This window comes from Mesorhizobium sp. WSM4842, assembly GCF_055901575.1.
Map to the genome: position 1 here is coordinate 2,452,123 of NZ_CM148372.1, position 22,589 is coordinate 2,474,711.

At 61.8% G+C, this 22,589-nt stretch carries 18 protein-coding genes and 3 pseudogenes; 12 read left to right on the forward strand and 9 right to left on the reverse strand.

Annotation, left to right across the window (positions count from 1 at the left end; genetic code table 11):
* Positions 1-8 precede the first annotated feature (8 nt).
* On the forward strand, positions 9-4,592 hold the full coding sequence (locus tag AC0NIE_RS11845) for an nSTAND1 domain-containing NTPase (protein ID WP_473486778.1): 4,584 nt from the start codon (positions 9-11) through the stop codon (positions 4,590-4,592).
* 546 nt (positions 4,593-5,138) lie between these two features.
* Here AC0NIE_RS11845 and AC0NIE_RS11850 read toward each other — a convergent pair.
* The 3 genes from AC0NIE_RS11850 to AC0NIE_RS11860 form a co-directional block, all read right to left on the reverse strand.
* Positions 5,139-5,627, reverse strand: coding sequence for a cupin domain-containing protein (locus tag AC0NIE_RS11850; protein ID WP_473486777.1), 489 nt, complete (start codon positions 5,625-5,627; stop codon positions 5,139-5,141).
* 249 nt (positions 5,628-5,876) lie between these two features.
* Positions 5,877-6,728, reverse strand: coding sequence for an IS110 family transposase (locus tag AC0NIE_RS11855; RefSeq protein WP_474046909.1), 852 nt, complete (start codon positions 6,726-6,728; stop codon positions 5,877-5,879).
* The gene (locus AC0NIE_RS11860; RefSeq protein WP_474047278.1) at positions 6,650-7,237 is read right to left on the reverse strand and encodes a cupin domain-containing protein; all 588 of its coding nucleotides are present in this window, start codon (positions 7,235-7,237) and stop codon (positions 6,650-6,652) included. The genes AC0NIE_RS11855 and AC0NIE_RS11860 overlap by 79 nt, the downstream gene beginning before the upstream one ends.
* Before the next feature lie 302 nt (positions 7,238-7,539).
* Here AC0NIE_RS11860 and petA point away from each other — a divergent pair, with 302 nt between their 5' ends.
* The 5 genes from petA (at position 7,540) to AC0NIE_RS11885 (ending at position 12,375) form a co-directional block, all read left to right on the forward strand.
* Positions 7,540-8,100 carry a ubiquinol-cytochrome c reductase iron-sulfur subunit gene (gene petA, locus AC0NIE_RS11865; RefSeq protein WP_473490014.1) on the forward strand — a complete coding sequence of 187 codons (561 nt, stop codon included), beginning with the start codon at positions 7,540-7,542 and terminating at the stop codon, positions 8,098-8,100.
* A gap of 17 nt (positions 8,101-8,117) precedes the next feature.
* Positions 8,118-9,416 carry a cytochrome b gene (locus tag AC0NIE_RS11870; protein WP_473490013.1) on the forward strand — a complete coding sequence of 433 codons (1,299 nt, stop codon included), beginning with the start codon at positions 8,118-8,120 and terminating at the stop codon, positions 9,414-9,416.
* Positions 9,417-9,505: 89 nt separating this feature from the next.
* The gene (locus tag AC0NIE_RS11875) at positions 9,506-10,378 is read left to right on the forward strand and encodes a cytochrome c1 (protein ID WP_473490012.1); all 873 of its coding nucleotides are present in this window, start codon (positions 9,506-9,508) and stop codon (positions 10,376-10,378) included.
* A 202-nt stretch (positions 10,379-10,580) separates the two neighbouring features.
* The gene (locus tag AC0NIE_RS11880; protein WP_095491616.1) at positions 10,581-11,126 is read left to right on the forward strand and encodes an adenine phosphoribosyltransferase; all 546 of its coding nucleotides are present in this window, start codon (positions 10,581-10,583) and stop codon (positions 11,124-11,126) included.
* 277 nt (positions 11,127-11,403) lie between these two features.
* Positions 11,404-12,375 carry an IS110 family RNA-guided transposase gene (locus AC0NIE_RS11885; protein ID WP_473490043.1) on the forward strand — a complete coding sequence of 324 codons (972 nt, stop codon included), beginning with the start codon at positions 11,404-11,406 and terminating at the stop codon, positions 12,373-12,375.
* A 146-nt stretch (positions 12,376-12,521) separates the two neighbouring features.
* On the opposite strand, the gene ychF is transcribed toward AC0NIE_RS11885, so the two are convergent.
* The 4 genes from ychF to AC0NIE_RS11905 all read right to left on the reverse strand — a co-directional run bounded on the left by ychF (position 12,522) and on the right by AC0NIE_RS11905 (position 15,666).
* Entirely contained in the window at positions 12,522-13,625 is a 1,104-nt protein-coding gene (gene ychF / locus AC0NIE_RS11890; protein ID WP_473488754.1) for a redox-regulated ATPase YchF, read from the reverse strand.
* Between the two features lie 77 nt (positions 13,626-13,702).
* Positions 13,703-14,266, reverse strand: coding sequence for a hypothetical protein (locus AC0NIE_RS11895; protein ID WP_258122605.1), 564 nt, complete (start codon positions 14,264-14,266; stop codon positions 13,703-13,705).
* Between the two features lie 3 nt (positions 14,267-14,269).
* Positions 14,270-15,001: an aminoacyl-tRNA hydrolase gene (gene pth, locus AC0NIE_RS11900; protein WP_473488753.1), complete on the reverse strand. Its 732-nt coding sequence runs from the start codon at positions 14,999-15,001 to the stop codon at positions 14,270-14,272.
* Positions 15,002-15,024: 23 nt separating this feature from the next.
* The gene (locus AC0NIE_RS11905) at positions 15,025-15,666 is read right to left on the reverse strand and encodes a 50S ribosomal protein L25/general stress protein Ctc (RefSeq protein WP_473488752.1); all 642 of its coding nucleotides are present in this window, start codon (positions 15,664-15,666) and stop codon (positions 15,025-15,027) included.
* A 416-nt stretch (positions 15,667-16,082) separates the two neighbouring features.
* On the opposite strand from AC0NIE_RS11905, the pseudogene AC0NIE_RS11910 reads away from it, so the two are divergent.
* The 5 genes and pseudogenes from AC0NIE_RS11910 (at position 16,083) to AC0NIE_RS11930 (ending at position 20,386) form a co-directional block, all read left to right on the forward strand.
* Positions 16,083-17,088 (forward strand): annotated as a pseudogene (locus tag AC0NIE_RS11910) (LacI family DNA-binding transcriptional regulator).
* 74 nt (positions 17,089-17,162) lie between these two features.
* Complete coding sequence (locus tag AC0NIE_RS11915; RefSeq protein WP_473488751.1) at positions 17,163-17,954, forward strand: 3-methyl-2-oxobutanoate hydroxymethyltransferase; 792 nt, start codon at positions 17,163-17,165, stop codon at positions 17,952-17,954.
* An 8-nt stretch (positions 17,955-17,962) separates the two neighbouring features.
* The gene (locus AC0NIE_RS11920; RefSeq protein WP_473488750.1) at positions 17,963-18,970 is read left to right on the forward strand and encodes a sterol desaturase family protein; all 1,008 of its coding nucleotides are present in this window, start codon (positions 17,963-17,965) and stop codon (positions 18,968-18,970) included.
* Between the two features lie 77 nt (positions 18,971-19,047).
* Positions 19,048-19,989: pseudogene (locus tag AC0NIE_RS11925) on the forward strand (substrate-binding domain-containing protein).
* A 79-nt stretch (positions 19,990-20,068) separates the two neighbouring features.
* Positions 20,069-20,386, forward strand: coding sequence for a MocE family 2Fe-2S type ferredoxin (locus AC0NIE_RS11930; RefSeq protein ID WP_473488749.1), 318 nt, complete (start codon positions 20,069-20,071; stop codon positions 20,384-20,386).
* Between the two features lie 56 nt (positions 20,387-20,442).
* Here the strand turns inward: AC0NIE_RS11930 and AC0NIE_RS11935 are convergent.
* Positions 20,443-20,945: pseudogene (locus AC0NIE_RS11935) on the reverse strand (DUF2938 domain-containing protein).
* Positions 20,946-21,055: 110 nt separating this feature from the next.
* On the opposite strand from AC0NIE_RS11935, the gene AC0NIE_RS11940 reads away from it, so the two are divergent.
* Positions 21,056-21,733: an ArsR/SmtB family transcription factor gene (locus tag AC0NIE_RS11940; RefSeq protein WP_473488748.1), complete on the forward strand. Its 678-nt coding sequence runs from the start codon at positions 21,056-21,058 to the stop codon at positions 21,731-21,733.
* 199 nt (positions 21,734-21,932) lie between these two features.
* On the opposite strand, the gene AC0NIE_RS11945 is transcribed toward AC0NIE_RS11940, so the two are convergent.
* Positions 21,933-22,421: an anthrone oxygenase family protein gene (locus AC0NIE_RS11945; RefSeq protein WP_473488747.1), complete on the reverse strand. Its 489-nt coding sequence runs from the start codon at positions 22,419-22,421 to the stop codon at positions 21,933-21,935.
* Positions 22,422-22,589 lie beyond the last annotated feature (168 nt).

Here is a 22,589-nt window from a genome sequence, read left to right on the forward strand (position 1 = left end):
ATCGCAGAATGGCTACCATCCTCGCTGCCGACGCAGTTGGCTATAGCCGTCTGACAGGCAGAGACGAGGAAGGGACGCTTGCGACGCTGCGGGCGCATCGCCAGACCATCGACCGGCTGATCGAGAAACATGAGGGGCGGATATTCGGGAGCGCTGGGGACAGCGTCATCGCCGAGTTCGCGAGCCCTGTCGAAGCGGTTCGGTGCGCGACCGAAATCCAATTCGAGGTCGACAAACAAAATGCCGAGCTTTCCGAGGCGAGCCGGCTGCGCTTTCGCATCGGCATAAATCTCGGCGATGTCGTCGTAGAGGGCGACAATCTCATGGGCGACGGTGTGAACGTCGCCGCCCGCCTGGAGGCGCTGTCACACCCCGGTGGAATATGCATTTCGGAAGCGGTCTACGCACAGGCCCGCGATCGGCTCGCCCTCGAATTCATCGATCTTGGCGAGCACAGGGTGAAGAACATCGCTCGGCCTGTACACGCTTACCGCGTGCCGCTCGCCTCGGAGGAGCAGGTCACGTCGCCCTTTCGAGGTCTCAACCCCTTCGAGTTCGAAAACGCTGACCTCTTCTTCGGACGAGCCCGCGCGATTGCCGAGTGCATGGAACGCCTGAGGCAGCAAGCTGCCAATGGCAAGGCATTCCTGCTCATCTATGGTATGAGCGGCTCGGGCAAGTCCTCTCTCCTGCGAGCAGGGCTACTGCCTTCCATCACTCGGCCTGGCGCAGTGGCTGGCATCAATTTTTGGCGCCGCTGTCTGGTCCGCCCGTCGGAGGGTCCTGATCCGGTCACGTCACTGGCTGCAGGGCTGCTTCGCGAAGGCGCCCTCCCTGAGCTGGGTTGCGAACCGGCAGCGCTGGCTCAACTCTGTTGGAACTCACCTGATCGAGCTCTGGCGCTCATGCGCCTGGCCCACGCCAAAGCGGCGGCCGCCGCAGCTTCGGTCCCCACCCAACTGCGACTGATCGTTGCCGTCGATCAGATGGAGGAGTTGTTCACGACCGAGGAGAAGCCGGCATCGCGCGAAGCGCTGGTGCGGCTCCTCGCGGCACTCGCCGGCAGTGGACTGGCTTGGGTGACTGCGACGATCCGATCGGATTTCTTTCACCGTTGCGGCGAAGTCCCCGGTTTCTCGGGGCTGAAAGATGGGCTTGGCAGCTACGAGCTCTTGCCGCCGTCCGGCCCTGAGATCGCCCAGATCATCCGCGAGCCGGCCCGCGCCGCCGGGCTCCGCTTCGAGGAAAGTCCTGATCGCGGGCGGCTCGACGATGTGCTGCGGGGTGCGGCATCTGCTGATCCCAGATCCTTGCCGCTTCTCGAATTTGTGCTCGACGCTCTCTACGAGGCGGGGCGGGAGCAGCGCATTTTGACCTTTGCTGCGTATCAGGCACTTGGCGGTTTCGAAGGGGCGATCGCGCGCCGCGCCGACGAAGTCGTTGACGCGCTCCCGCCCGACATCCAGGAGGAGCTGCCAGTCGTGTTGCGTGCCCTTACCACGGTGCGCCCGGGTGATGAAGCCGTTGCGGCACGTCCGGCCTTGCGCGCCGAAGTCACGGGCACACCTCAACGATTGGCTCTCGTTGAAGCACTGGTCGCCGCTCGCCTGCTCGTCAGCGACGAGGATGCCGCAGGCCACGTCTTCGTCCGCGTGGCCCACGAAGCCTTGTTGAGCCGGTGGCCGCGCGCTGGCAACATTGTTAATGCAAACAGGAGATTCCTCGAGGCGCGGGCTCGGCTCATGGCCGATGCCCAACGCTGGCACTCGGATAACAGGAACCAGGAACTCCTCCTGCCATCCGGCAAGCGTCTGGCCGAAGGCGAGGAACTGCTGCAGTCGAGACGGGAAGAAGTCGACGATCAGGTCATCGAATACATCGAAGCCTCTTCGCGTGCCCAGAACGAGCGGGAGGAGAAGGACCGGCAAGCGGAGCGGGCACTGATTGAGGCCGCTGAAGCAGCAAAGCGCGAACGCCTCGAGCGAGAGGCTGAACGTCTGGAGCGCGAGGCTGAACGTCTGGAGCGCGAGGCCGAACGCCGTACTCTCGCAGCCACGGCAGCGGGCCGGCTCGCGCGACGCACGCGCTATGCTGCGATCGTGGCAACCGTATTGGCTCTCATAGCTGGCGCGGGCGCGTTCTTCGGGTTTAAAGGACAACAGGAAGCGACGCGGCACGCGGAGTTGGCCAGGTCGGCCGAAAAGGAGGCCCTCGCAGCACGAGATCAGGCGCTCCGCAACCAGTCTCTTTCGCTCTCGCTTCTCTCAAAGCAAACCGCAGCGAGCGGCGATACGGAGACCGCAATCCTGTTGGCGCTGGAGGCGTTGCCGAAGAGCGGAACGAAACCTGCGCGACCACATCTCTTTGAAGCGGAGGCCGCACTTTTCAACGCTCTGCTGGCACACCGCCAGACGATGGTGTTCAAACACGACGCCGAAGTGGCGCAGGCCGTCTTCAATCGGACGGGCGATCGCATTGTCACTGCGTCCCACGACAAGACGGCACGCATTTGGGACGTCTCGAAAGGTACCGAGATTGCAGTCTTGAAGGGCCATCGGGGACCCGTGGAGAGAGCCGGATTCAGTCCGGACGGAGGCCGGGTCATTACGGCCGCAAGGGACGGCACCGCGCGCATCTGGGATGCTGCGTCCGGTGAGCAACGTGCTGTGCTCGAGCCTTCCGGCGCCTATCCCACGGCCGCGTTCGATCCCAACGGAGAGCGGGTGCTGACAGAGGGATTAAACGTTCAGGCGTCACTCTGGGACGCCCGGACGGGAACGAAACTCCTCAGCGTAGGCAGCACCGGAGGTGCATCAGACATTGGAGATGCATTGGCCGACTTTAATCCGGATGGTCGCAGTTTTGCGACTTCACAAGCGCGGAAGGTCTTCGTCTGGAATGCCACGGATGGCACTCTGATCCATGAATGGTATGTTGGCACTTGGGCATCCATGCTGACATTCAGCCCCGACGGAAGCCGGCTGTTGGTAGGCTCGTTGGGCACAATTTCATTCAGTAGTTTGCCCGCCCTTTGGGACGTTGGGAACGGGACTGAGATCGCCAGACTGGCCGGCCACAAGAGCGACACCCAACTGCAGGGTGTCATCTTCAGTCACGGTGGCCGCCAGATCGCAACGGTCTCGCTCGATGGCAGCGCACGGATTTGGGACGGCAAGTCGGGAACCTTGCTTGACGTGCTTGGCCAGGAGACCCCGAACTTGAAACTGGCTGACATCGGTTATAACCCTGACAACGAAATGAACAGCGCGTTCAGCTTCGACGATCGCCTCCTGGTGACCGCATCCATCGACGGTCCGATACGCATCTGGGATGTCGGTCGAGCGTCGCTGTTCACAACCATTGTCGGCCATGATGCCTTGATCGAACACGTGGAGTTCAGTCCGGTCGACAGCAACACTCTTCTCACGGCTTCACACGATGGCACCGCTCGCCTATGGGACGTCAACGGGATTCTGACGACGGACCTGCTGCATGAATATCCGCCGACCTTTGCGGTCTTCAGTCCCGATAGCGTGCATCTTCTGACTGGAGGCGGGGACGCCAAAGTACACCTTTGGGATGCCACGACCGAACGCGAGATTGCCAAGTTCGACACAGGCGAGGTCGTCCACAGTGCGACGTTCAGCCCGGACGGAACTCGGGTCGCAACCGTATCTCGCGCGGGCCGAGTTCTGGTCTGGGATGTTGCGAGTAAACGTCAGCTCGCGACCATCAAATCGCCCATTGGACTGCGTCATATTCAGTTCAGCCCGGCGGGAAGCCTTCTGGCGGCGGGTTCGGGTCGCGGTACCGCCCTGGTGTGGGACGCGGCGAGCGGCGCCAAAGTCGCCACCATCCCTTCAAGCGAGACGTTACCGCAGGTTGTTTTCAACCGGGATGGCGATCTCATCTTCGCTGCGACCGGCAGCGCGGGACACCTGGTGAAACCCGACGGGACCGAACTGAAGAAACTGGTCGGGCACGAGCGCTCAATAACCGGCGCGGCATTCAGTCCGGATGGTCAACTGGTTGCCACGGCTTCGCTCGACCACACGGCGCGGATCTGGTCGGTCAAAGACGGACGCACCGTCGCGATCCTGAAAGGGCACAGCAACGAGCTGACAACAGTGTCCTTCAGCCAGGACGGCCGGTCCGTGCTGACTGCCTCACGCGACGGCACCGTACGAACATGGGGCGTCCCGGAAGGAACGGAAAGAACAGTTCTAAGGGGACACAGTGGCGGAGTGAATAGTGCGCAATTCAGTGGCAATGGCCTTTATGTCGTGACGGCTTCATTCCAGGATCGCACGGTCCGTCTTTGGGCAACTCAATCGGGGCGCCAGATGGCAGTACTTGTCAGTCCGGACGAGGAGAACAAGCGACCAGCACTGACGCGCGCGGCCTTTAATTCGGATGGAACGAGGATCGTGATCGTGTCCTATAAGCAAGATCCTCGAGTCATTCGCGTTTTTCCGACACCCCAGGATCTCATCGATTTCGCGAAGCAAACTGTTCCACGCGAGCTGACCGCGTGCGAACGGCGTCGCTTCTTCCTTCCCGTAGAAGGCGACGTTAGCGCTTGTCCAAGCTGAAGTCGTCCAACGCCCATGGCTGGTAACGTTACCTCGACGGCCACGCCGTAGCCCATCGCCGTTGTCTCAAAGGCGCGTATTGGATCTCATAGCGGTCAATGCTGAGCCGTTCGCAGCCGACTGCAGTGGCGCAACCTTGGCCGTGATGTCGACACTAGCGATGTCCGCTTTTGGAATATGGGAGGGGCCGGCGCAATGGCCGAGATGGGCGCAACCTTCCCGTTCTCAAACCGGAAGGAATGACCCAATCACGACAGCCGAAATCACAGCGGCAGAGCATCGAAAGACCGCTCTTGGAGCGACCTTCCCGTTCGGAATGACCCGAGGCGGTCATGCCCCAGTGGCAAATTCCAACGTCTCCGGGACCAGCTTTCTTAATATCGCCAATGGGCCACGATTTTTGGCAGAAGGAGAGAGGGAGCCTGAGCTGCCGAGCGCTCCGCTTCCGTTGATGCGGTTTGCATTTATCCGCGCCAGGTAAAGCTCGCGCTTCTATTCCGGGCAACAAGGGTGTGCGAGGTGCAAAGTAGCCGGCTGAGCCGCATTTCACTTCTTGCGCGGATCGTCAGCCGGGTTGATGTAGCTGATCCCTCCCGGACCGACAAAATGAACTTCGATGATACCCTCTTCCCCTGCTGTCCAGACGTAATGCGCGTGATTTGCTGGTTGCGCGTAGAAGGTGCCCGGTTTGAGCAAGTCACCATTCTTTTCGACCTTTTCCCCAACACCAAAGCCGACGCTACCGCTGATCACAGTAATGGTCTCGGCATACGGGTGAGTATGGGGCGGAACCTGATAGTTGGCCGGAAACTTGGCGCGCAGGACGACCACGTCGCCAGCTTTCGCCGGATCGCCCACCAAGATGGCGGTTTGAGCCCCTTTCGGCAGGCCCGGATTATCCTTCCATACCAGCTTGTCAGGCGTAAGCAGGGTCACATCCATATCGTCCGCGAATGCCGAACCTCCACATACGGTCAAAACTGCTGCAACTGTAATACCGAAGGCAAGTGTGGATTTGCGATTCATAGATTTCATCGCTTCCTCCTTTTAGCATGTGCGTGGTGCGCACGAACAAATCATCCCAGAGCCCGACCCGACCAATTGTCAAATCAACTAATCGGTGGTCGCCACAGCCAACCCCCACCGTCGGGAATCGGGGCGTGAGGCGACCTTACCTGTTCCCGCTGTGTAGGTCAGGATATGGCGCTCCTAAGCCGTTCGGCCGATCCCCGCCGAATGGCGATCTCCCACCCAAAGCGGTTGTCTAACCTCGGGTACCAAGCGTCAGATTTTCACCTGTATGGGGCGATGATTGTCAAGCTTGATCTTGCTTCGTTTCCTCATCTCCTTGTTCGGCCAGTTGGTGACCATCTCCTCGTCCCGACCTTGGCTTCGAATTGGCCGCCGCGCGCAGTGACGGTCAAGGATGGGCCGGGGGCCCATCGCGCAGCGCACCAGGCTGAGCCGCTCAAGGAAGCGGTAGAGCTCGGCGCGGGTGTTGTCCGGCAGCGGCGTCCCCTCCGCCGTGCGGATGGTCTCGAGCCTGTCCGCCGCCTGGCGCAGGCTCAGCCGGAAGCTGCGGATGCCGAAGCGGGCGAGGATCGCCTTGATGTGGTTGATAATCCGCGTCTTGTCGCCGACCAGGGTCTCCCGCTCGCGGTTCGGCCGCCGCGCGTCCTCCTCCTCGAGCGTCGGGATCGGCGCCATACTGCAATGGCGCTTCTCGCCGCGCAGCCAGCCGAGAAAGGCGCGCATCAGAAGCTCGGTGTCGAGACGATCGGTCTTGGCGCGCCGGTGCTCGCGCGACACCGCAACGCTAGCGGGGTGGATGGCGTAAGCCTCGATACCGCGCGCTCGCAGCCAGCGCGCCAGCCAGAAGCCGTCGCCGGCCGCCTCATAGGCGACGGCGATTCGCTTGATCTGGCGCCCGGTCCGGCCGGCTTCGTCGCGCCAGCGCTGCAGCAACTTCAACAGTGATGGTGCGTCGGCATCGATCTTCTTGAGGGGTTGGCGCTTGAAACCCGGAACAAGCGAGGCAATCAGCCATTTCGCCTTGCTCAATTCGATGACGGCGACGATCGTGTTATCCTGTTCGAGAGCGGTAAGGGACCGGCTCGTGTCAAAAGATTGCGACATGGGGCGCCTCCTTCTGATGGTGGTTTTGGTTTTGACAGCGCCGAAGGATGCCACACCCTCGCCGCTCGCCCCATAGCATCCACTAGTTTGACCATGATCTTTTCCGAAAACCGGTTTCCACTTTTCGCTGACGCGGACTTTCGGTTCGGGGCCCACTCCAGCCATTCGGTGATGAAGCTGCCGTTTTCGTGGATGTCGGTGGTCTCCAGCGGACCTGGGCCGAGATTGGTGAATTTGTGCGGCATGTTCGGCGGCACGATCAGGATCTGGCCGGCCGACGCCTCGATCTGCTGGTCGCCGACGGTGAACAGGCCGGTGCCAGTGCGGATGATGAAAATCTCGCAATAGGGATGCATGTGCAGCCGCGGGCCGCCGCCGATCTCCGGCAGATAGTTGAAGATCAGGCAGCTTTTGGAGCCGTACGCGCCGCACTGCAGTTCGCCCTGCCAATGGTCGGGGCAGCGGTCGGGCGTCCTGGCCCATTTGTCGCGGTCGATGACATGCGCCATGAGCGGAGGATAGACCGAGGCTGGGTCTCCTGTCGAGGCAAACACCGGCGCCGGTTTTGCCATTGTTTTCCTGTGGTTTCGCCCTCTTCGCCGCCATGCCGCCCGACGCCGAATTGCGTCCCCGCGACAATCTGCCCTTGTGCCTTCACCCGTCTGGACAAAAACGGGCTTCACGCATAAACCGAAGGCCAATTGCCGGAGGAATTCGCTAGCCTGTTCGCCATGCGCTGTCGGGTTGGCGTGAAAGAGCGGGGAACAAGCCTCGGCCACCGGCACGGAAGAGGCGAAAGGATCAGGCACCCGTGAGCGCAACCGACATCCAGGATCCCAACCGTCGTGATTTTCTCTATGTCGCCACGGGCATGGCCGCGGTGGTCGGCGCGGGTGCCGTCGCCTGGCCGTTCATCGACCAGATGCGCCCGGATGCCTCGACGCTGGCGCTGGCCTCGGTCGAGGTCGACGTCTCCTCGCTGACGCCGGGAATGTCGCTTGTCGTGAAATGGCGCGGCAAGCCGGTGGTGGTGCGCAACCGCACCGAACAAGAGATGAAGGATGGCGAGGCGGTCAATCTGGCCCAGCTCAAGGATCCGCTCGCCCGCAATGCCAATTTGCCGGCCGATGCGCCGGCGACGGACGCCAACCGCACCATGCCGGGCAAGGAGGCCTGGATGGTGATGGTCCAGGTCTGCACCCATCTCGGCTGCATACCGCTCGGCCAGGAAGGCGAGTTCGGCGGCTGGTTCTGCCCGTGCCACGGTTCGGTATACGACACCGCCGGCCGCGTCCGCGGCGGGCCGGCGCCGGAGAACATGTCGGTGCCGGTGTTCCAGTTCATTTCCGACACCAAGATCCGTATCGGCTGAGGCTAAGGGATATTTCGATGAGCGAGGGACACTCGACCTATACGCCCAAGACCGGTATCGGACGCTGGTTCGACGCCCGCATGCCGCTGCCGCGGCTGGTCTATGACAGCTTCGTCGCCTATCCGGTGCCGCGCAACCTCAATTATGCGTGGACCTTCGGCGGCATCCTGGCGACCATGCTGGCGGCGCAGATTCTGACCGGCATCGTGCTGGCCATGCACTATGCGGCGGACAGCACTCTCGCCTTCGATTCGGTCGAGAAGATCATGCGCGACGTGAATTCGGGCTGGCTGTTGCGCTACCTGCATTCGAACGGCGCGTCGTTCTTCTTCGTCGCCGTCTACATCCACATCTTCCGCGGCCTCTACTACGGTTCCTACAAGGCGCCGCGCGAGCTTCTGTGGATCCTCGGCTGCATCATCTACCTCCTGATGATGGCGACAGGTTTCATGGGCTATGTGCTGCCCTGGGGGCAGATGTCGTTCTGGGGCGCGACCGTCATCACCGGCTTCTTCAGCGCCATTCCGCTGGTCGGCGAATGGATCCAGCAGCTTCTGCTCGGCGGCTTCGCTGTCGACAACCCGACGCTTAACCGCTTCTTTTCATTGCACTATCTTCTGCCGTTCATGATCGCCGGCGTCGTCGTCCTGCATATATGGGCGCTGCATGTGGTCGGCCAGTCAAACCCGACCGGCATCGAGGTCAAGTCGAAGACCGACACCGTCGCCTTCACCCCTTACGCGACCATCAAGGACGCGTTCGGGATGCTCGTTTTCCTGTTCATCTTCGCCTATTTCGTCTTCTACCTGCCGAACTTTCTCGGCCACCCGGACAACTATACAGTCGCCGACCCGCTGAAGACGCCTGCCCATATCGTGCCGGAATGGTACTTCCTGCCGTTCTACGCGATCCTGCGTGCCATCACCTTCAATATCGGGCCGATCAACTCCAAGCTCGGTGGCGTGCTCGCGATGTTCGGCTCCATCGCCATGCTGTTTCTGGTGCCGTGGCTCGACACCTCGAAGGTGCGCTCGGCGGTCTACCGGCCTTGGTACAAGCTGTTCTTCTGGCTGTTCGTGATCGATGCTGTCCTGCTTGGCTGGCTGGGTTCGCAGCCGGCCGAAGGCAGCTATGTCTTCATGGCGCAGATGGCGACATTGTTCTACTTCGCCTTCTTCCTGGTCGCGCTGCCCGTGCTTGGCCTGATCGAGACCCCGCGGCGGTTGCCGAATTCGATCACCGAGGCGGTGCTCGAGAAGAACAAGGGTGGCGGGCATCCGGCTCGCGCGACAGCCGCAGCGGAAACCAAGGGCTGAGCATGATCCCGAAAAGTGGAGACCGGTTTTCGGAAAAGATCATGCTCGAGACGACGACAGCGCGGCAGAGAATCTCAAGGGGATTTGGCATGAAGACGATTCTCACCTCGCTGGCGCTGCTCGGCCTTGTGTTGGCAGGCACTGGGGCCGCGACCACCGGGGTCGTCGCCCAGGAGGAGGCGCACAACGAAGCCGCGCCGACGCATTTCCCGATACACGAGCCGAAGGAGATGGACTGGAGCTTCGCCGGGCCGTTCGGCACCTACGACAAGGCGCAGCTGCAGCGCGGGCTGAAGGTCTACAAGGAAGTCTGCGCGGCCTGCCATTCGATGAAATTGGTGGCGTTCCGCACACTGGAAGACCTTGGCTATTCGGAAGCGCAGGTCAAGGCACTGGCCGCCGAGTACACGATCAATGACGGTCCCAACGATGCCGGCGACATGTTCGATCGTCCCGGCATACCGTCCGACCATTTCCCGGCGCCGTTCCCCAACGATCAGGCAGCAGCGGCCGCCAATGGCGGGGCTGCCCCGCCCGACATGTCGCTGCTGGCCAAGGCGCGCGGCGTCGAGCGCGGCTTTCCGCGCTTCGTCTTCGACATCTTCACGCAATACGCCCAGGGCGGTCCCGACTATATCCACTCGCTGCTGACCGGCTATGACGAGCAGCCGCCGGCGGGCATGGAGATACCGGAAGGCACGCACTACAATCCGTACTTCATAGCCGGCGTGTCGCTGAAGATGCCCAACCCGCTCTCCGACGACCAGGTGACCTATGATGACGGCTCGCCGCAGACGGTCGACCAGTATTCCCGCGACGTGTCGGCCTTCCTGATGTGGGCAGCCGAGCCGCATCTTGAAGCCCGCAAGAAAACCGGCTTTCGCGTGCTGGTCTTCCTGTTGCTGTTCGGCGCGCTGGTCTATCTGACCAAGCGCAAGGTGTGGGCCGGCGTGGCGCACTGAGCTACGCAAAGCCACGAGATCGAAAGGGCGTCGAAAGGCGCCCTTTTTGTATTCCGAAGGCGGCCGGCTCAGTCTTTTGCCGGACAATTTTCTTCCAGGCGCCACATCGCGGTAGCCGTCGCCGGCCGCGCCGGGTTACGATCGGCCGGCGTTCCTTTTCACGTCTTCAAGTCGAATCGGACGAATGCCCGGAGAGCCGCCCATGAAACCTTCGCTCGAAGACACGCTGCTTGCCGCGATCCGCACCATTCCGGATTATCCCAAGCCGGGCATCCTGTTTCGCGACATCACCACGCTGCTAAGCAATGCGCGCGCCTTCCGCCGCGCCATCGACGAGCTGGTGCATCCCTATGCCGGCCAGAAAGTCGACAAGATCGCCGGCATCGAGGCGCGCGGCTTCATCCTTGGCGGCGCCGTCGCCCATCAGCTCTCGGCCGGCTTCGTGCCGATCCGCAAGAAGGGCAAGCTGCCTTACGAGACGGTGCGCGTCGCCTACAGCCTCGAATACGGGCTGGACGAGATGGAGATGCACAGGGATGGCGTATCTCCGGGTGAAAAGGTGATCCTGGTCGACGACCTGATCGCCACCGGCGGCACGGCGGCGGCGGCGGTCCAGCTGTTGCGCCAGATCGGCGCCGACATTCTCGCCGCCTGCTTCGTCATCGACCTGCCGGACCTCGGCGGCCGCGACAAGCTCGAAGCACTCGGCGTGCCGGTCAGGACGCTGATCGGGTTTGAAGGGCATTGAGCAGCTCTTCCTTCTCCCCTTGTGGGAGAAGGTGGATCGGCGCGCAGCGCCGAGACGGAAGAGGGGTGTTGCACGGAGTGCCGCAGTGCCAGGCTGGAACACTCCTTGCATGTTCGGATTGCGGCTATTTGTGCAAGATAGCTGTACTCCCCGACGGATGGCCGTCCGCCGGGGAGTGGACGGATGGGACCGTACGCCCCTTGGTGTGAGCCGCGGATGAGCAAGGTCCATTCGTTCTCACATTGGTCCTGAACAGATGATGGGGAGCAAGTCCCGCATGCAAGGCAAGGTATTGTCCGAACCGAATGCGACGCCGCCAGTCTATGCCGGCATCGACGTGTGTAAAGAGTGGCTGGATGTCTACGTCCATCCGGCCGGCAAGAGCTTCCGCGTCGCCAATGACAGTGGCGGACTGCGGCGGCTGAAGCGCCTGCTCGGCGAGCTTGCGGTGAGGCGGGTGGTCCTGGAGGCGACGTCCAAATACCATCGGGCGGCGCAACGCTCGCTGCACGAGGCGGGATTGGCCGTGGCCGTCGTCAACCCGCTGCGCGCTCGGCTCTTTGCCGAAGCCTGCGGCCAGCTCGCCAAGACCGATAGGATCGACGCCAGGCTGCTGGCCTTGATGGGGGTCGCACTCGAACCGGCCGAGACGGTACCGGCTTCGCTTGCGATGGAAGCATTGCAGGAAATCGTCGGCGTGCGCGGTGCCGCCAGTGCCGAACGCACCGCGCTCATCAACCGCTTGGCGACACTCCAAAGCCCCTTTCTGCGCGCCGAACTCAAGCGCAGACTGCGGATGATCGAACGCCACCTCGTCCGTCTCGAAACCGAAACCGCTCGCCTGATCTCGGCCGACCCCGCCCTTGCCCGCCGCCACGCCATCTTGGTGTCGATCCCGGGCATTGGCCCGATCACGGCCACCGCGCTGCTGGTCGGTCTCGCCGAGATGGGCACGCTCAACGCCAAACAGGCGGCCATGCTGACCGGCCTCGCCCCCGTCGCCCACGACAGCGGGCCGCGTCAGGGCCGCCGTGCAATCAAAGGCGGACGCAAGGCTGTCAGAAACGTCCTCTACATGGCGGCGCTGTCGGCAAGCCGCTACAACAAGGACCTTGCCGCCTTCGCCGCACGCCTGCGCAACGCCGGAAAGGCCGCAAAGGTCATCCTCGTCGCCGTCATGCGAAAGCTCGTCGTCATGGCCAACGCACTCATCGCCCAAGACCGCTTCTGGAGCCCAATCGCCCCTTGACAACAAACACAGATGCTCATCCGACCGAGCGGAGCCTGTCCTCGGGCCTGCCGGAGGCAAGACCCGTGGGCTCGGCCACCTTCTCCCACGAAGGGGAGAAGGAGGAGAAGGAGGAGAAGAAGGAGAAGAAGGCGCCGTCGGTCAGCTCAGGTGTTGAACTTGAACAGCATGATGTCGCCGTCCTGGACGACATACTCCTTGCCTTCGTCGCGCGCCTTGCCGGCTTCCTTGGCCGCCACTTCGCCGCCCAGCGTGACGAAGTCGTTGTAGGCGATGGTCTGGGCGCGGATGAAGCCGCGCTCGAAATCGGTGTGGATGATGCCTGCCGCCTGCGGCGCCTTGGCGCCCTTGTGCACGGTCCAGGCGCGCGTCTCCTTCGGCCCGACGGTGAAATAGGTGATGAGCTGCAGCAGCTCGTAGCCGGCGCGGATCACCTTGTTCAGGCCGGGTTCCTCGAGGCCCAGCGTCGCCAGGAATTCCATTTCCTCTTCGTCGCTGAGCTGCGCGACCTCGGCTTCGATCGCCGCCGAAATCACCACGGTGCGGGCGCCCTGCGCGGCAGCCATCTGCTCGACCGCTTTGGTGTGCGCGTTGCCGGTCGCGGCGTCGGCCTCGGCGACATTGCAGACATAGAGCACCGGGTGCGACGTCAGCAGGTTCAGCCCCTGCAGGATACGCAGATCCTCAGGCGCTATGCCGTTGAGCAGGATGCGGGCGGGCTTGCCGGCCTGCAGGAGTTCAAGAGCTGCTTCCATCATCGGAAGCACGGTCAGCGCCTCCTTGTCCTTGCCGGAAGCGCGCTTGCGGAACTGCACGATGCGGCGCTCGAGGCTGTCGAGGTCGGCGAGCATCAGCTCGGTCTCGACGGTCTCGGCGTCGGCGACAGGATCGATGCGGCCCTCGACATGGGTGATGTCGTCATCCTCGAAGCAACGCAGCACATGGACGATGGCGTCGACCTCGCGGATATTGGCCAGGAACTGGTTGCCCAGACCTTCGCCCTTCGAGGCGCCGCGCACCAGGCCGGCGATGTCGACGAACGAGATGCGGGTCGGAATGATCTCCTTCGACTTGCCGATCGCCGCGATCTTTTGCAGGCGCGGGTCGGGCACCGCCACTTCGCCGGTGTTCGGTTCGATGGTGCAGAACGGATAGTTGGCGGCCTGCGCCGCCGCCGTCCTGGTCAGCGCGTTGAAAAGCGTCGACTTGCCGACGTTGGGCAAGCCAACGATGCCGCATTTGAAACCCATTTTTATCCGGTCCTATCGGGAAATCGAAATTTGATGAGGGCTATGGGCGAAAGCGCCGACGATCGTCAAGGCGCAATTCAGTTCAGGGGTTGCGCAATGTCGTCGGTGCCTATGGCCAGCGAGCGAACGCCGGACCTGCTCAATATCTGTAGGAGATGCCAGAACGCGTCGACGTCGGCGGTTCCGAAATCAACCGTCAACTGCCCATCGAGCAATTGCGTGCTGTGAATGATGTTTCCGACGATCTCCATCGTCTCGCGCTCGCCATCGATATCGAACCAGGTGCGAAACCATTCGTCGAAGAGATCGTCGTCAAGGTCCTTTGTGTCGAACTTGAAATGGACCTCGTCCCACTTGAACGGCGATATTAAGGCGTCCATTCCGCCGATCTCGGCGCGAATATCCGGAGAGAATTTCAGATAGGTATCGCTATTGATGAATTGCGGATTGGGCTGTCCGTCGTTAGCAACGAAGTCGACTGCGATGAAATTTCGATAGAAGGAATCGACGTTCGAGAACTTGACCTCGGTCGTATGCGATCCTTGGCTGTTGGCAGCAAGTTCGCCGACAGCTGAGACGAACTGATCGACATATTTCTGCCTGACGCGTCGGACCAATTCCTGAACGTCGTCCATGTCCATGGCCTAATCCTTGCCGCCGAACAGCTTTTTCAGCATAGCGGCCATCGGACCGGTTTCCGGCAGCTTGACCATCGGCTGCTGCGGTCGCGCCTGACGGACATGGCTCTGCTGTTTTGCACCCTGTTGTTTTTGCGCGGGCTTTTCCGGCTCGGGCGCAGCACCGGTTTTTCGCTGGACGGCAACACTGACCTTGTTCATGAAGCCGGGCTCATCACCCCTCACGATCAAGTCGGCATGATCACCGATGGCTTCGAGCAGCGGCTCCAGCCATTCGCGATCGGCCTTGGCGAAATCGCCAAGCACATGATGCTGGACGAATTCCTTGACGCCGGGGTGGCCGACCCCGATCCGCACGCGGCGGTAGGCGTTGCCGACATGGCCGTCGATCGAGCGGATGCCGTTGTGACCGCCGGCGCCGCCGCCGGTCTTGACGCGGACCTTACCGTCGGCGAGGTCGATCTCGTCATAGAAGACGGTGAGCGCCGAGGGGGTGAGCTTATAGAAGCGCAGCGCTTCGCCGATCGACTGGCCGGAATTGTTCATGAAGGTCTGCGGCTTGATCAGGATGACCTTTTCGCCGGCAAGCGTGCCTTCGGCGATCAGGCCCTGAAACTTTTTCGACCAGGGCGAAAAGGAATGGCGGCGGGCGATTGCGTCCGCCGCCATGAAGCCGACATTGTGCCGGTTGTTGGCGTATTTCGCGCCCGGATTGCCGAGGCCTGCAAACAGCAGCATCGTCACCTCCGGGCGGAAACGGATTACTTCTCTTCGGCGGCAGGAGCCGCTTCGGGCTCAGCCGTTTCGACCGCCTCTTCCTCCGCCTCCGGCTTCATCGCCGCGGAGCCGGCGATGGTTGCGACGGTGAAGTCGCGGTCGGAGATCACCGGCTTGACGCCGGCCGGCAGCTTGACCGCCGAGATGTGGATCGAATCGCCGATATCGGTGCCGGTGAGATCGACGGTGATGAATTCCGGGATCGCATTGGCCGGGCAGTGGAACTCGACTTCGTGACGCACGATGTTGAGCACGCCGCCGCGCTTGATGCCGGGCGACTTGTCCTCATTGATGAAGTGGACCGGCACGTCGACATTGACTTCGGTGTCCTTGCCGATGCGCAGGAAGTCGACATGGACAGGGAAATCCTTGACCGGGTCGAGCTGGAAGTCCTTGGGCAGGACCTGGATCTTCTTGCCGTCGACATCGATCGTGGCGATCGTGGTCAGGAACCCGCCGCCATGGATCTTGTAGTAGATGTCCTTGTAGGTCAGCGCAATCGCCAGGGGAGGCTGCTTGTCACCGTAGATTACTGCAGGCACTTTACCGTTGCGGCGAACTGCACGGGCGGACCCCTTACCGACCTGTTCGCGCGCTTCGGCCTTGAGCTCGTAAGTATCGCTCATGGCATTTCCTTTCACGTTGTTCTGGAGCGTTCGCGGCCGGCGAGATGCCTGGGCCGTAAACGTCGAAAGCCGTCATGGCCTTACATGATCTGGTCCAAAATCTTTTTTGGGATCACGCAGGCCGGACAGCCTTCCGCCGCGTTGCCTCCAAGGGTGTCTACGCGGGTGGCGGCTCTATAGCGGAAGGTGGGGCGGGGTGCAAGCCAAGGCGGGCATTGCAATGAATGTCAGGCTTGAGCCCAGAAGCCAACATTGTCACTCCGAAAGCCCTGAAGCAACCGACTGCCGGACAGCCCGCTGCATTCGATTGCGAACATCGCCGGGATGGGGTCTTTTGGGGGAGTCGGAAGATGATCTATCTTGGAAAAGCGGATGCGGCTGGCCAGGCTTCGGAATCGTGACAGCGGAGAACCAAGATTCCGAAGCCCACTTTCCTTGAGATAGCCCGTCGCGCCGGGGTCGGCAACGGCGACGGTCGAGCGCGTTCTGAACGGCAGGGGCGGTGTCAGGCCCGCAACCGTCGAGAAGGTCGTCGCCGCCGCGCGCTCGCTCGACTATCCGCGCCGCCTGCCGGAAGCCCATCGGGGAGTGATCAGGATCGAGGTTATCCTGGTCCGCCCGGATGCCACCTTCTTTGCCCGCCTGTCCCGCGCCTTCGAGCGCATCGCCGCCACGTTGGATCGGACGATCGCCGTACACCGGACATTTCTCGATGAGGCAGATCCCGCGGCCATCGCGCAGCGGATACTCGATCCCGACATGCGCCGCGCCGGCCTTATCCTCGCGGTCCCCGACCATCCGCTGGTTGGCGCGGCGCTGCGCCAGCTGGAGGCGGAGAAGATCCCGACGGTGCAGATCGTCACGCAGATTTCCGGCACCAGCGGCGCCTATGTCGGCATCGACAATTACGCGGCTGGGCGCATGGCCGGCCTGCTGATGTCGCGCATGCAAAGGCGGCCGGGCAAGGTGGTGGCAATCTGCCATAGCCAGATCTACCGCGTGCACCGCGACCGCGTGCGCGGCTTCTTCGACTATGTGATGGAGCCCGGCGGCGATTTCGAACCGGTCGCGGCCCTGTTCGGCCATGACGAGGGCGACCGAAACGCCGGGCAACTGGTCGAGGCACTGACATGCTGGCCGGACCTTGCCGGGCTTTATAATGCCGGCGGCGCCAACGCCGCGCTGAACGACGTGCTAAGACGCCATCCGCGTGGCCGCGAGGTGTTCTTCGTCGGCCATGAACTCACCGAGCGCAGCGCCTCTGCCCTTCGCCAGGGCACGATGGATGTCGTGCTCGACCAGGCGCCGGAGGCGCAGGCAAGGCGCGCCATGGATCTGGTGCTGGCCACGCTCAACCTGCACGATCTGCCGGTCGACAATCCGCCGATCCGCTTCGTCACTTTCACCGCCGAGAACGTTTGATCTGATTTGATCAAGGAATAAGCGGCCTTACGACGGCCGCGATGTTATCCCCTCAGCAAACGGGAGGATGACAGGTGACCAGACGGCTGACGGCCTACGATCTGCAGAGCGCCAAGGGCAGCCGCAAATGGCTGCAACTGCATGTCGATACGCCGGCCGAAGCGGCAGCGGCGGTTGCCTGCGACATCACCATCCTGTCCTGCGAGCCCGACCACAATCTCGAAGCCATTCGCGCCGCCGCACCTCACGCGTTCCTGTCGGTCGGCATGCCGCATGGCGCGGTGGCCTCACCCGACGAAGCGGTGCGGCTCGGCTTCGCCATGATGAAGCGCGGCGCTGACGCGATCTATTGCTCGCATTCGCCGCGCTTCATCGAAGTGATGGCGGCGGAAGGCATTCCCGTCACCGGCCATGTCGGCCTGGTGCCGAACCGCGCCACCTGGACGAATTTTCGCGCTGTGGGCAGGACAGCCGAGGAGGCCCTCAAGGTCCTACGCGCAACCAAGGATTTGGAGAATGCGGGCGCTGCCTGCATCGAGGTCGAGGTCGTGCCGGTGCGGTTAGCCGAGCACATCACCCGCTCGACGCCGCTGATCACAATGGGCATGGGCTGTGGCTCGGCTTGCGACACGCAGTATCTGTTTTCCAGCGACGTGCTGGGCACCCACACCGGCCACTACCCCCGCCATTCCAAGCGCTACGCCGACTTCGTCACGCTGGAGGCCGAGCTGCAGGAAAAGCGCATCGCCGCCTTCCGCACTTTCGGCCGCGAGGTGGCTGAGGGCCGCTATCCCGAAGCCAGGCATCAGGTCGACATGGACGATGCCGTCTTCGACCGCTTCCTGACCCTCTCCCAAGCCTTGTGAGAAACGATATGGACGACCTGAAACACGGCAAGCGCAACAAGCGCGGCGACTGGATCCCCGACGAACCGGCCGGCACCGCGCCGCTCTTCGTCTTTCCGCCACGGCCGCTCGCGCTGCTTAAGTGGCTGCCGCACTACTTCCTGCCCTACAATCTGCTGTTCGCCCTTTCGGCGGTGGCCTGGTGGCACTTCGTGCTGCCCGATGTCGAGGCGATGAAGACGCTCTCCTGGGGCTGGATCGTCAGGCTCGTCATCGTCAACTGCGCAGCCCTTCTATTGTTCTTCGGCGTCTTCGAGCTCAGGCTCTACATCCTGCGGGCCCAGGGCAACAGGTTCAAATACAATGGCAAATGGCCGTCCGAGCAGAAGAGCAAGGCCTTTTTCTTCGGCAGCCAGAATATCGACAACATGCTGCGCACCTTCGGCACCGGGCTGCCGATCTGGACGGCGATCGAGGTCGCCATCCTCCATGCCTATGCCAACGGCTACGTGCCGTGGCTCACCTTTGCCGAGCACCCCGTCTACCTGTTCTGCCTGGCGCTGGCGGCGCCGATCATCCACGAGACCCATTTCTTCCTGCTGCACAGGGCCATCCATTGGGGGCCGCTCTACAGATGGGTGCATTCGGTCCACCACAATTCGGTGAACCCCTCGCCATGGTCGTCGCTGTCGATGCATCCGGTCGAGCAGTTCGGCTATCTCGGGGTTGCGCTGTGGCATCTCATCATCCCGTCCAACCCGATCCTGGCGCTCTATCAACTTCACTTCGCCGGCTTCGGCGCCATCCCCGGCCATGTCGGCTTCGACAAGGTCGAACTCGGCGAGGACAAAGCCGTCGATAGCCACGCCTACATCCACTACCTCCATCACAAATATTTCGAGGTGAACTACGGCGACGGCCTCATCCCGTTCGACAGGTGGTTCGGCACTTTCCACGACGGCAGCAAGGAGGGCGAGGCCCGCATGCAGGCCCGTTACGAGAAGAAGAAGGCGCGCGCCAACGCCGCGGCCAAATAGCGCTGTCAGCCATCCCGAAAGGGCCGGTATTCCAAAAAGGAGTGAGCCGGCACTCCACGTCCAGAGGGAGGAAATTCATGAAGAAACTTCTGTGTTCGGCAGCGTTGGCGACAATGATGTCGACCGCTGCGATGGCAGAAACGATCGGCGTCAGCATCGTCAATTTCGACAACAATTTCCAGACGCTGCTGATGCACGGAATGCAGGACCGAGCCAAGAAAAGGGCGTCGGCATCCAGGTCGAGGATGCGCAGAACGATGTCGCCAAGCAGCTCGACCAGGTGAAGAACTTCATCGCCAACGGCGTCGACGCTATCGTCGTCACGCTGGTCGACACCAACGCTTCCAAGACCATCAGCGACGAGGAGCGGGCGCTGGTATTCCGCTCGTCTTCGTCAATCTCGAGCCCACCGACATGGCCAATCTTCCCGACAAGCAGGTCTATGTCGGTTCCAACGAGGTTGAATCCGGCACATTGGAGGCGTTCGAGGTGTGCAAGCTGCTGCGTGCGAACGGCAAGTCGGCCGGCGCCGGAGCCTACATCGTCATGGGCAGCCTGGTTCATCAGGCAGCGTTGCAGCGGACGAAGGATGTCGAGCAGATCTTCGGCACCGATATGTGCAATTTCATCAAGATCATCGACAAGCAATCGTCCGAGTGGTCGCGCGACAATGCGCAGAACCTGATGACCAACTGGCTGACGGCCGGACAGGTGCCGGACGCGGTCATCGCCAACAAAACGACGAATCCGCCATCGGCGTGATCCTGGCCCTCAAGGCAAACGGGGTGGACATGAAGAACGTCGTCGTCGGCGTCATCGATGCCACCCAGGATGGCCTGCAGTCGATGAAGGCGGGCGACCTCTCTGTGACGGTATTTCAGAACGCCAAGGCGCAAGGCGGCGGCGGCGTCGACGCCGCACTCGCCCTTGCCAAGGGTGAGAAAGTCGATCGCGTCGTCTACGTCCCGTTCGAACTGGTCACGCCGGCCAACATGGCCGACTACCTCAACAAGAACTAGGCCGAAGCAAGCCCTCCAGGACGGCTGCACGGGCCGTCCTGGACGGTTCCCTGCGCAGTTCATTATCGAAGGAAAGCAAATGTCCAGCTGGATTACGGCCTGCAGCCTCGACGACATCGAACAGGAAGGTGCCCGCCGCTTCGACCATGGCGGCAAGACCTACGCCGTCTTCCGCTCGCCCGATGACGAGGTCTTCTGCACCGATGGCCTGTGCACGCACGAGGCCGTCCATCTCGCCGATGGGCTTGTCATGGACTACCAGGTCGAATGCCCCAAGCACGCCGGCGCCTTCGACTATCGCACCGGCGCGGCAATGCGGCTGCCGCCCTGTGTGAATCTCAGGACCTATCCGGCCAAGGTGGAAGCGGGCTCCGTCCTGGTTGCGATCAGCCAGTAACAGGAAGTATGGCTGGGCAGGAGACTGGGTCGAAAGCCGACCGCAATCGATCAGTGTCAGACCGGAAACAGGCGTGCCGAAAGCAACGCAGCGACATACAGCCCGACGCCGAAGGACAGATGAGTCATGAGGCCGCGCAGACGCGCAGTGTGCGGGTTGGGCGTTTTCGAGGCTGCAATTCCGGCTCCAAAAGCTGGCTGCATTATGAAGAATGGGGCGACAATAGTGGCCATGCCGACAAGAAGGCAGGAAGCAATGTCGGCTGTCGTGCCCAGTCGAGGCCCCATACTCCCATCAGCAATGCAGCAAAGACGATGCCGATCGCGTAATGCGCAACCCAACCGATAGGCGTTTCGCCACGAATTCGGGGCGCCTGCGCGATATTCGCATGCGCGAAACGTCCTCGCGGAAAGTGCCCAATCCAGCGGCCGACCCAGGCATAATCAACCGATGGAATTGCGAACGCAAGCTTCAGAAACAACCCCCAAAGATCCATCACCGCCGTCGCTCCTGCTCCGATCGCGGCTGCGCGGACAACGAACTCAACCTGCTCATCCATTTCTATGCTCCTCCCTTGTCCATGCTCCTGTCACGGAGTCAGACACTAACCAATTAAAACCTCTCATTCAATGTATTGATTGATCGTTTGATTGATGATAGCCATGCGGTATGAAAAACGCAGACGTCCATCATCCGATCTTTGACGAAATAGCCGATCTCGCCCGAACGCTGGGACATGCACACCGGCTGGTTCTCCTCCGCCACATTGCCGACGGCGAAGTCGCGGTAGAGCAGCTGACGCAGCTTTCCGGGATCGCGTTGGCCAACACCTCGCAGCATCTTCAACACCTCAAACGGGCCGGCTTGGTGCAGACCCGGCGAGACGGGAAACGCGTGCTCTATCGTTTGGCAGATGGGCCGATCGAAGACGTGCTGGCGGCCTTGCGAAGCCTTGCGAACCATAGGCGCGAGCAAATCCGTGAGCTCATCAACGACACTATGAGCCGGCCGGACAGGCTGGAGAACATCTCGCGCGAGGAACTCGTGCGCCGCATGCGGGACGACGAAGTCGTGCTGCTCGACGTTCGGCCGCAGGAGGAATACGCAGCCGGGCATTTGCCGGGTGCGATCAACATTCCCGTGGCTGAGTTGGAGGATCGACTTGCGGAGCTTCCACGAGAGAAGGTCATCGTCGCCTATTGCCGTGGTGTCCAGTGCGTCCTTTCTGCCGACGCGCTGGCAATCCTGAGGTCGCGAGGCCGGGCCTCACGCCGGTTCGAAGGCGGTTTTCCCGAATGGCTGATCTCAGACCTTGATGTCGACGGTATGAACTACGAAAGCGGCTGACAGAAGCCAAAGTCGGCGTCGCCGGCCCAAGCCCGAATATGAATGGAAACTGGAACCGCCACAGGGCAATGCCCGCGGCAGGCTGGACGGCACACGCCGGAAGCGCGTTGGCGCCTGCTGGCAAGGGCATGCCAATGTCATTCACCGCGGCCTTGCCTGATGTCGGCTGGCCACCTTGCTCTGCTGGGCGCTCTCCCGGTCACAATCTCACCAGACCGAAGCCGGCAAGAGCCAAAGCGATTCCTGAAGCGATGGTTCGCGCCTGGTTCCAGAACTGCCACTGTTGTGAATAGTCCTGCCAGATCTCTCGCGCAGTCTCGATATCCTTGGGAACGGGAATTGCGGCCAACGCCTCGTTCATCGGCACGTTCACCGTCAATGTGAGGAAAAGGCCCGATGTCAGATAGACGAGCGCCGCGGCAGCGAACCAGAACGCAGGCGACTTGCGGCCATTGAAAAGCATCGCGGCAGCCGTGAGCCCCAGAACGACCGGCGTCAGAAAGAATGCCGGAAAGAATACGGCGTTGCGAACCGATGCATTCATCGCCTGCATAGCCTCGATCGCCACTCGGGGATCGGTCTGGTCGAGGCCCCACATTGTGGAGCAGACCCAGGCGTAGAAAAATCCGAAAATCGCCCCGGAAAAAACGATCGATGTGACCGACAGTCCTACCACTATGCCAGGCATCACTGCTTCCATAGAACCGTATCATTGTGTACGCTTTCACATATACGTACAAAAGTGTACGGTTTTGGTCAAGCAGTTTCGAAGATTGGCAGTTTCGAGGATTGGCAGTTTCGAGGATTGGCAGTTTCGAAGATTTGGCAGTTTCGGAGCTTGGCAGTTTCGAAGATG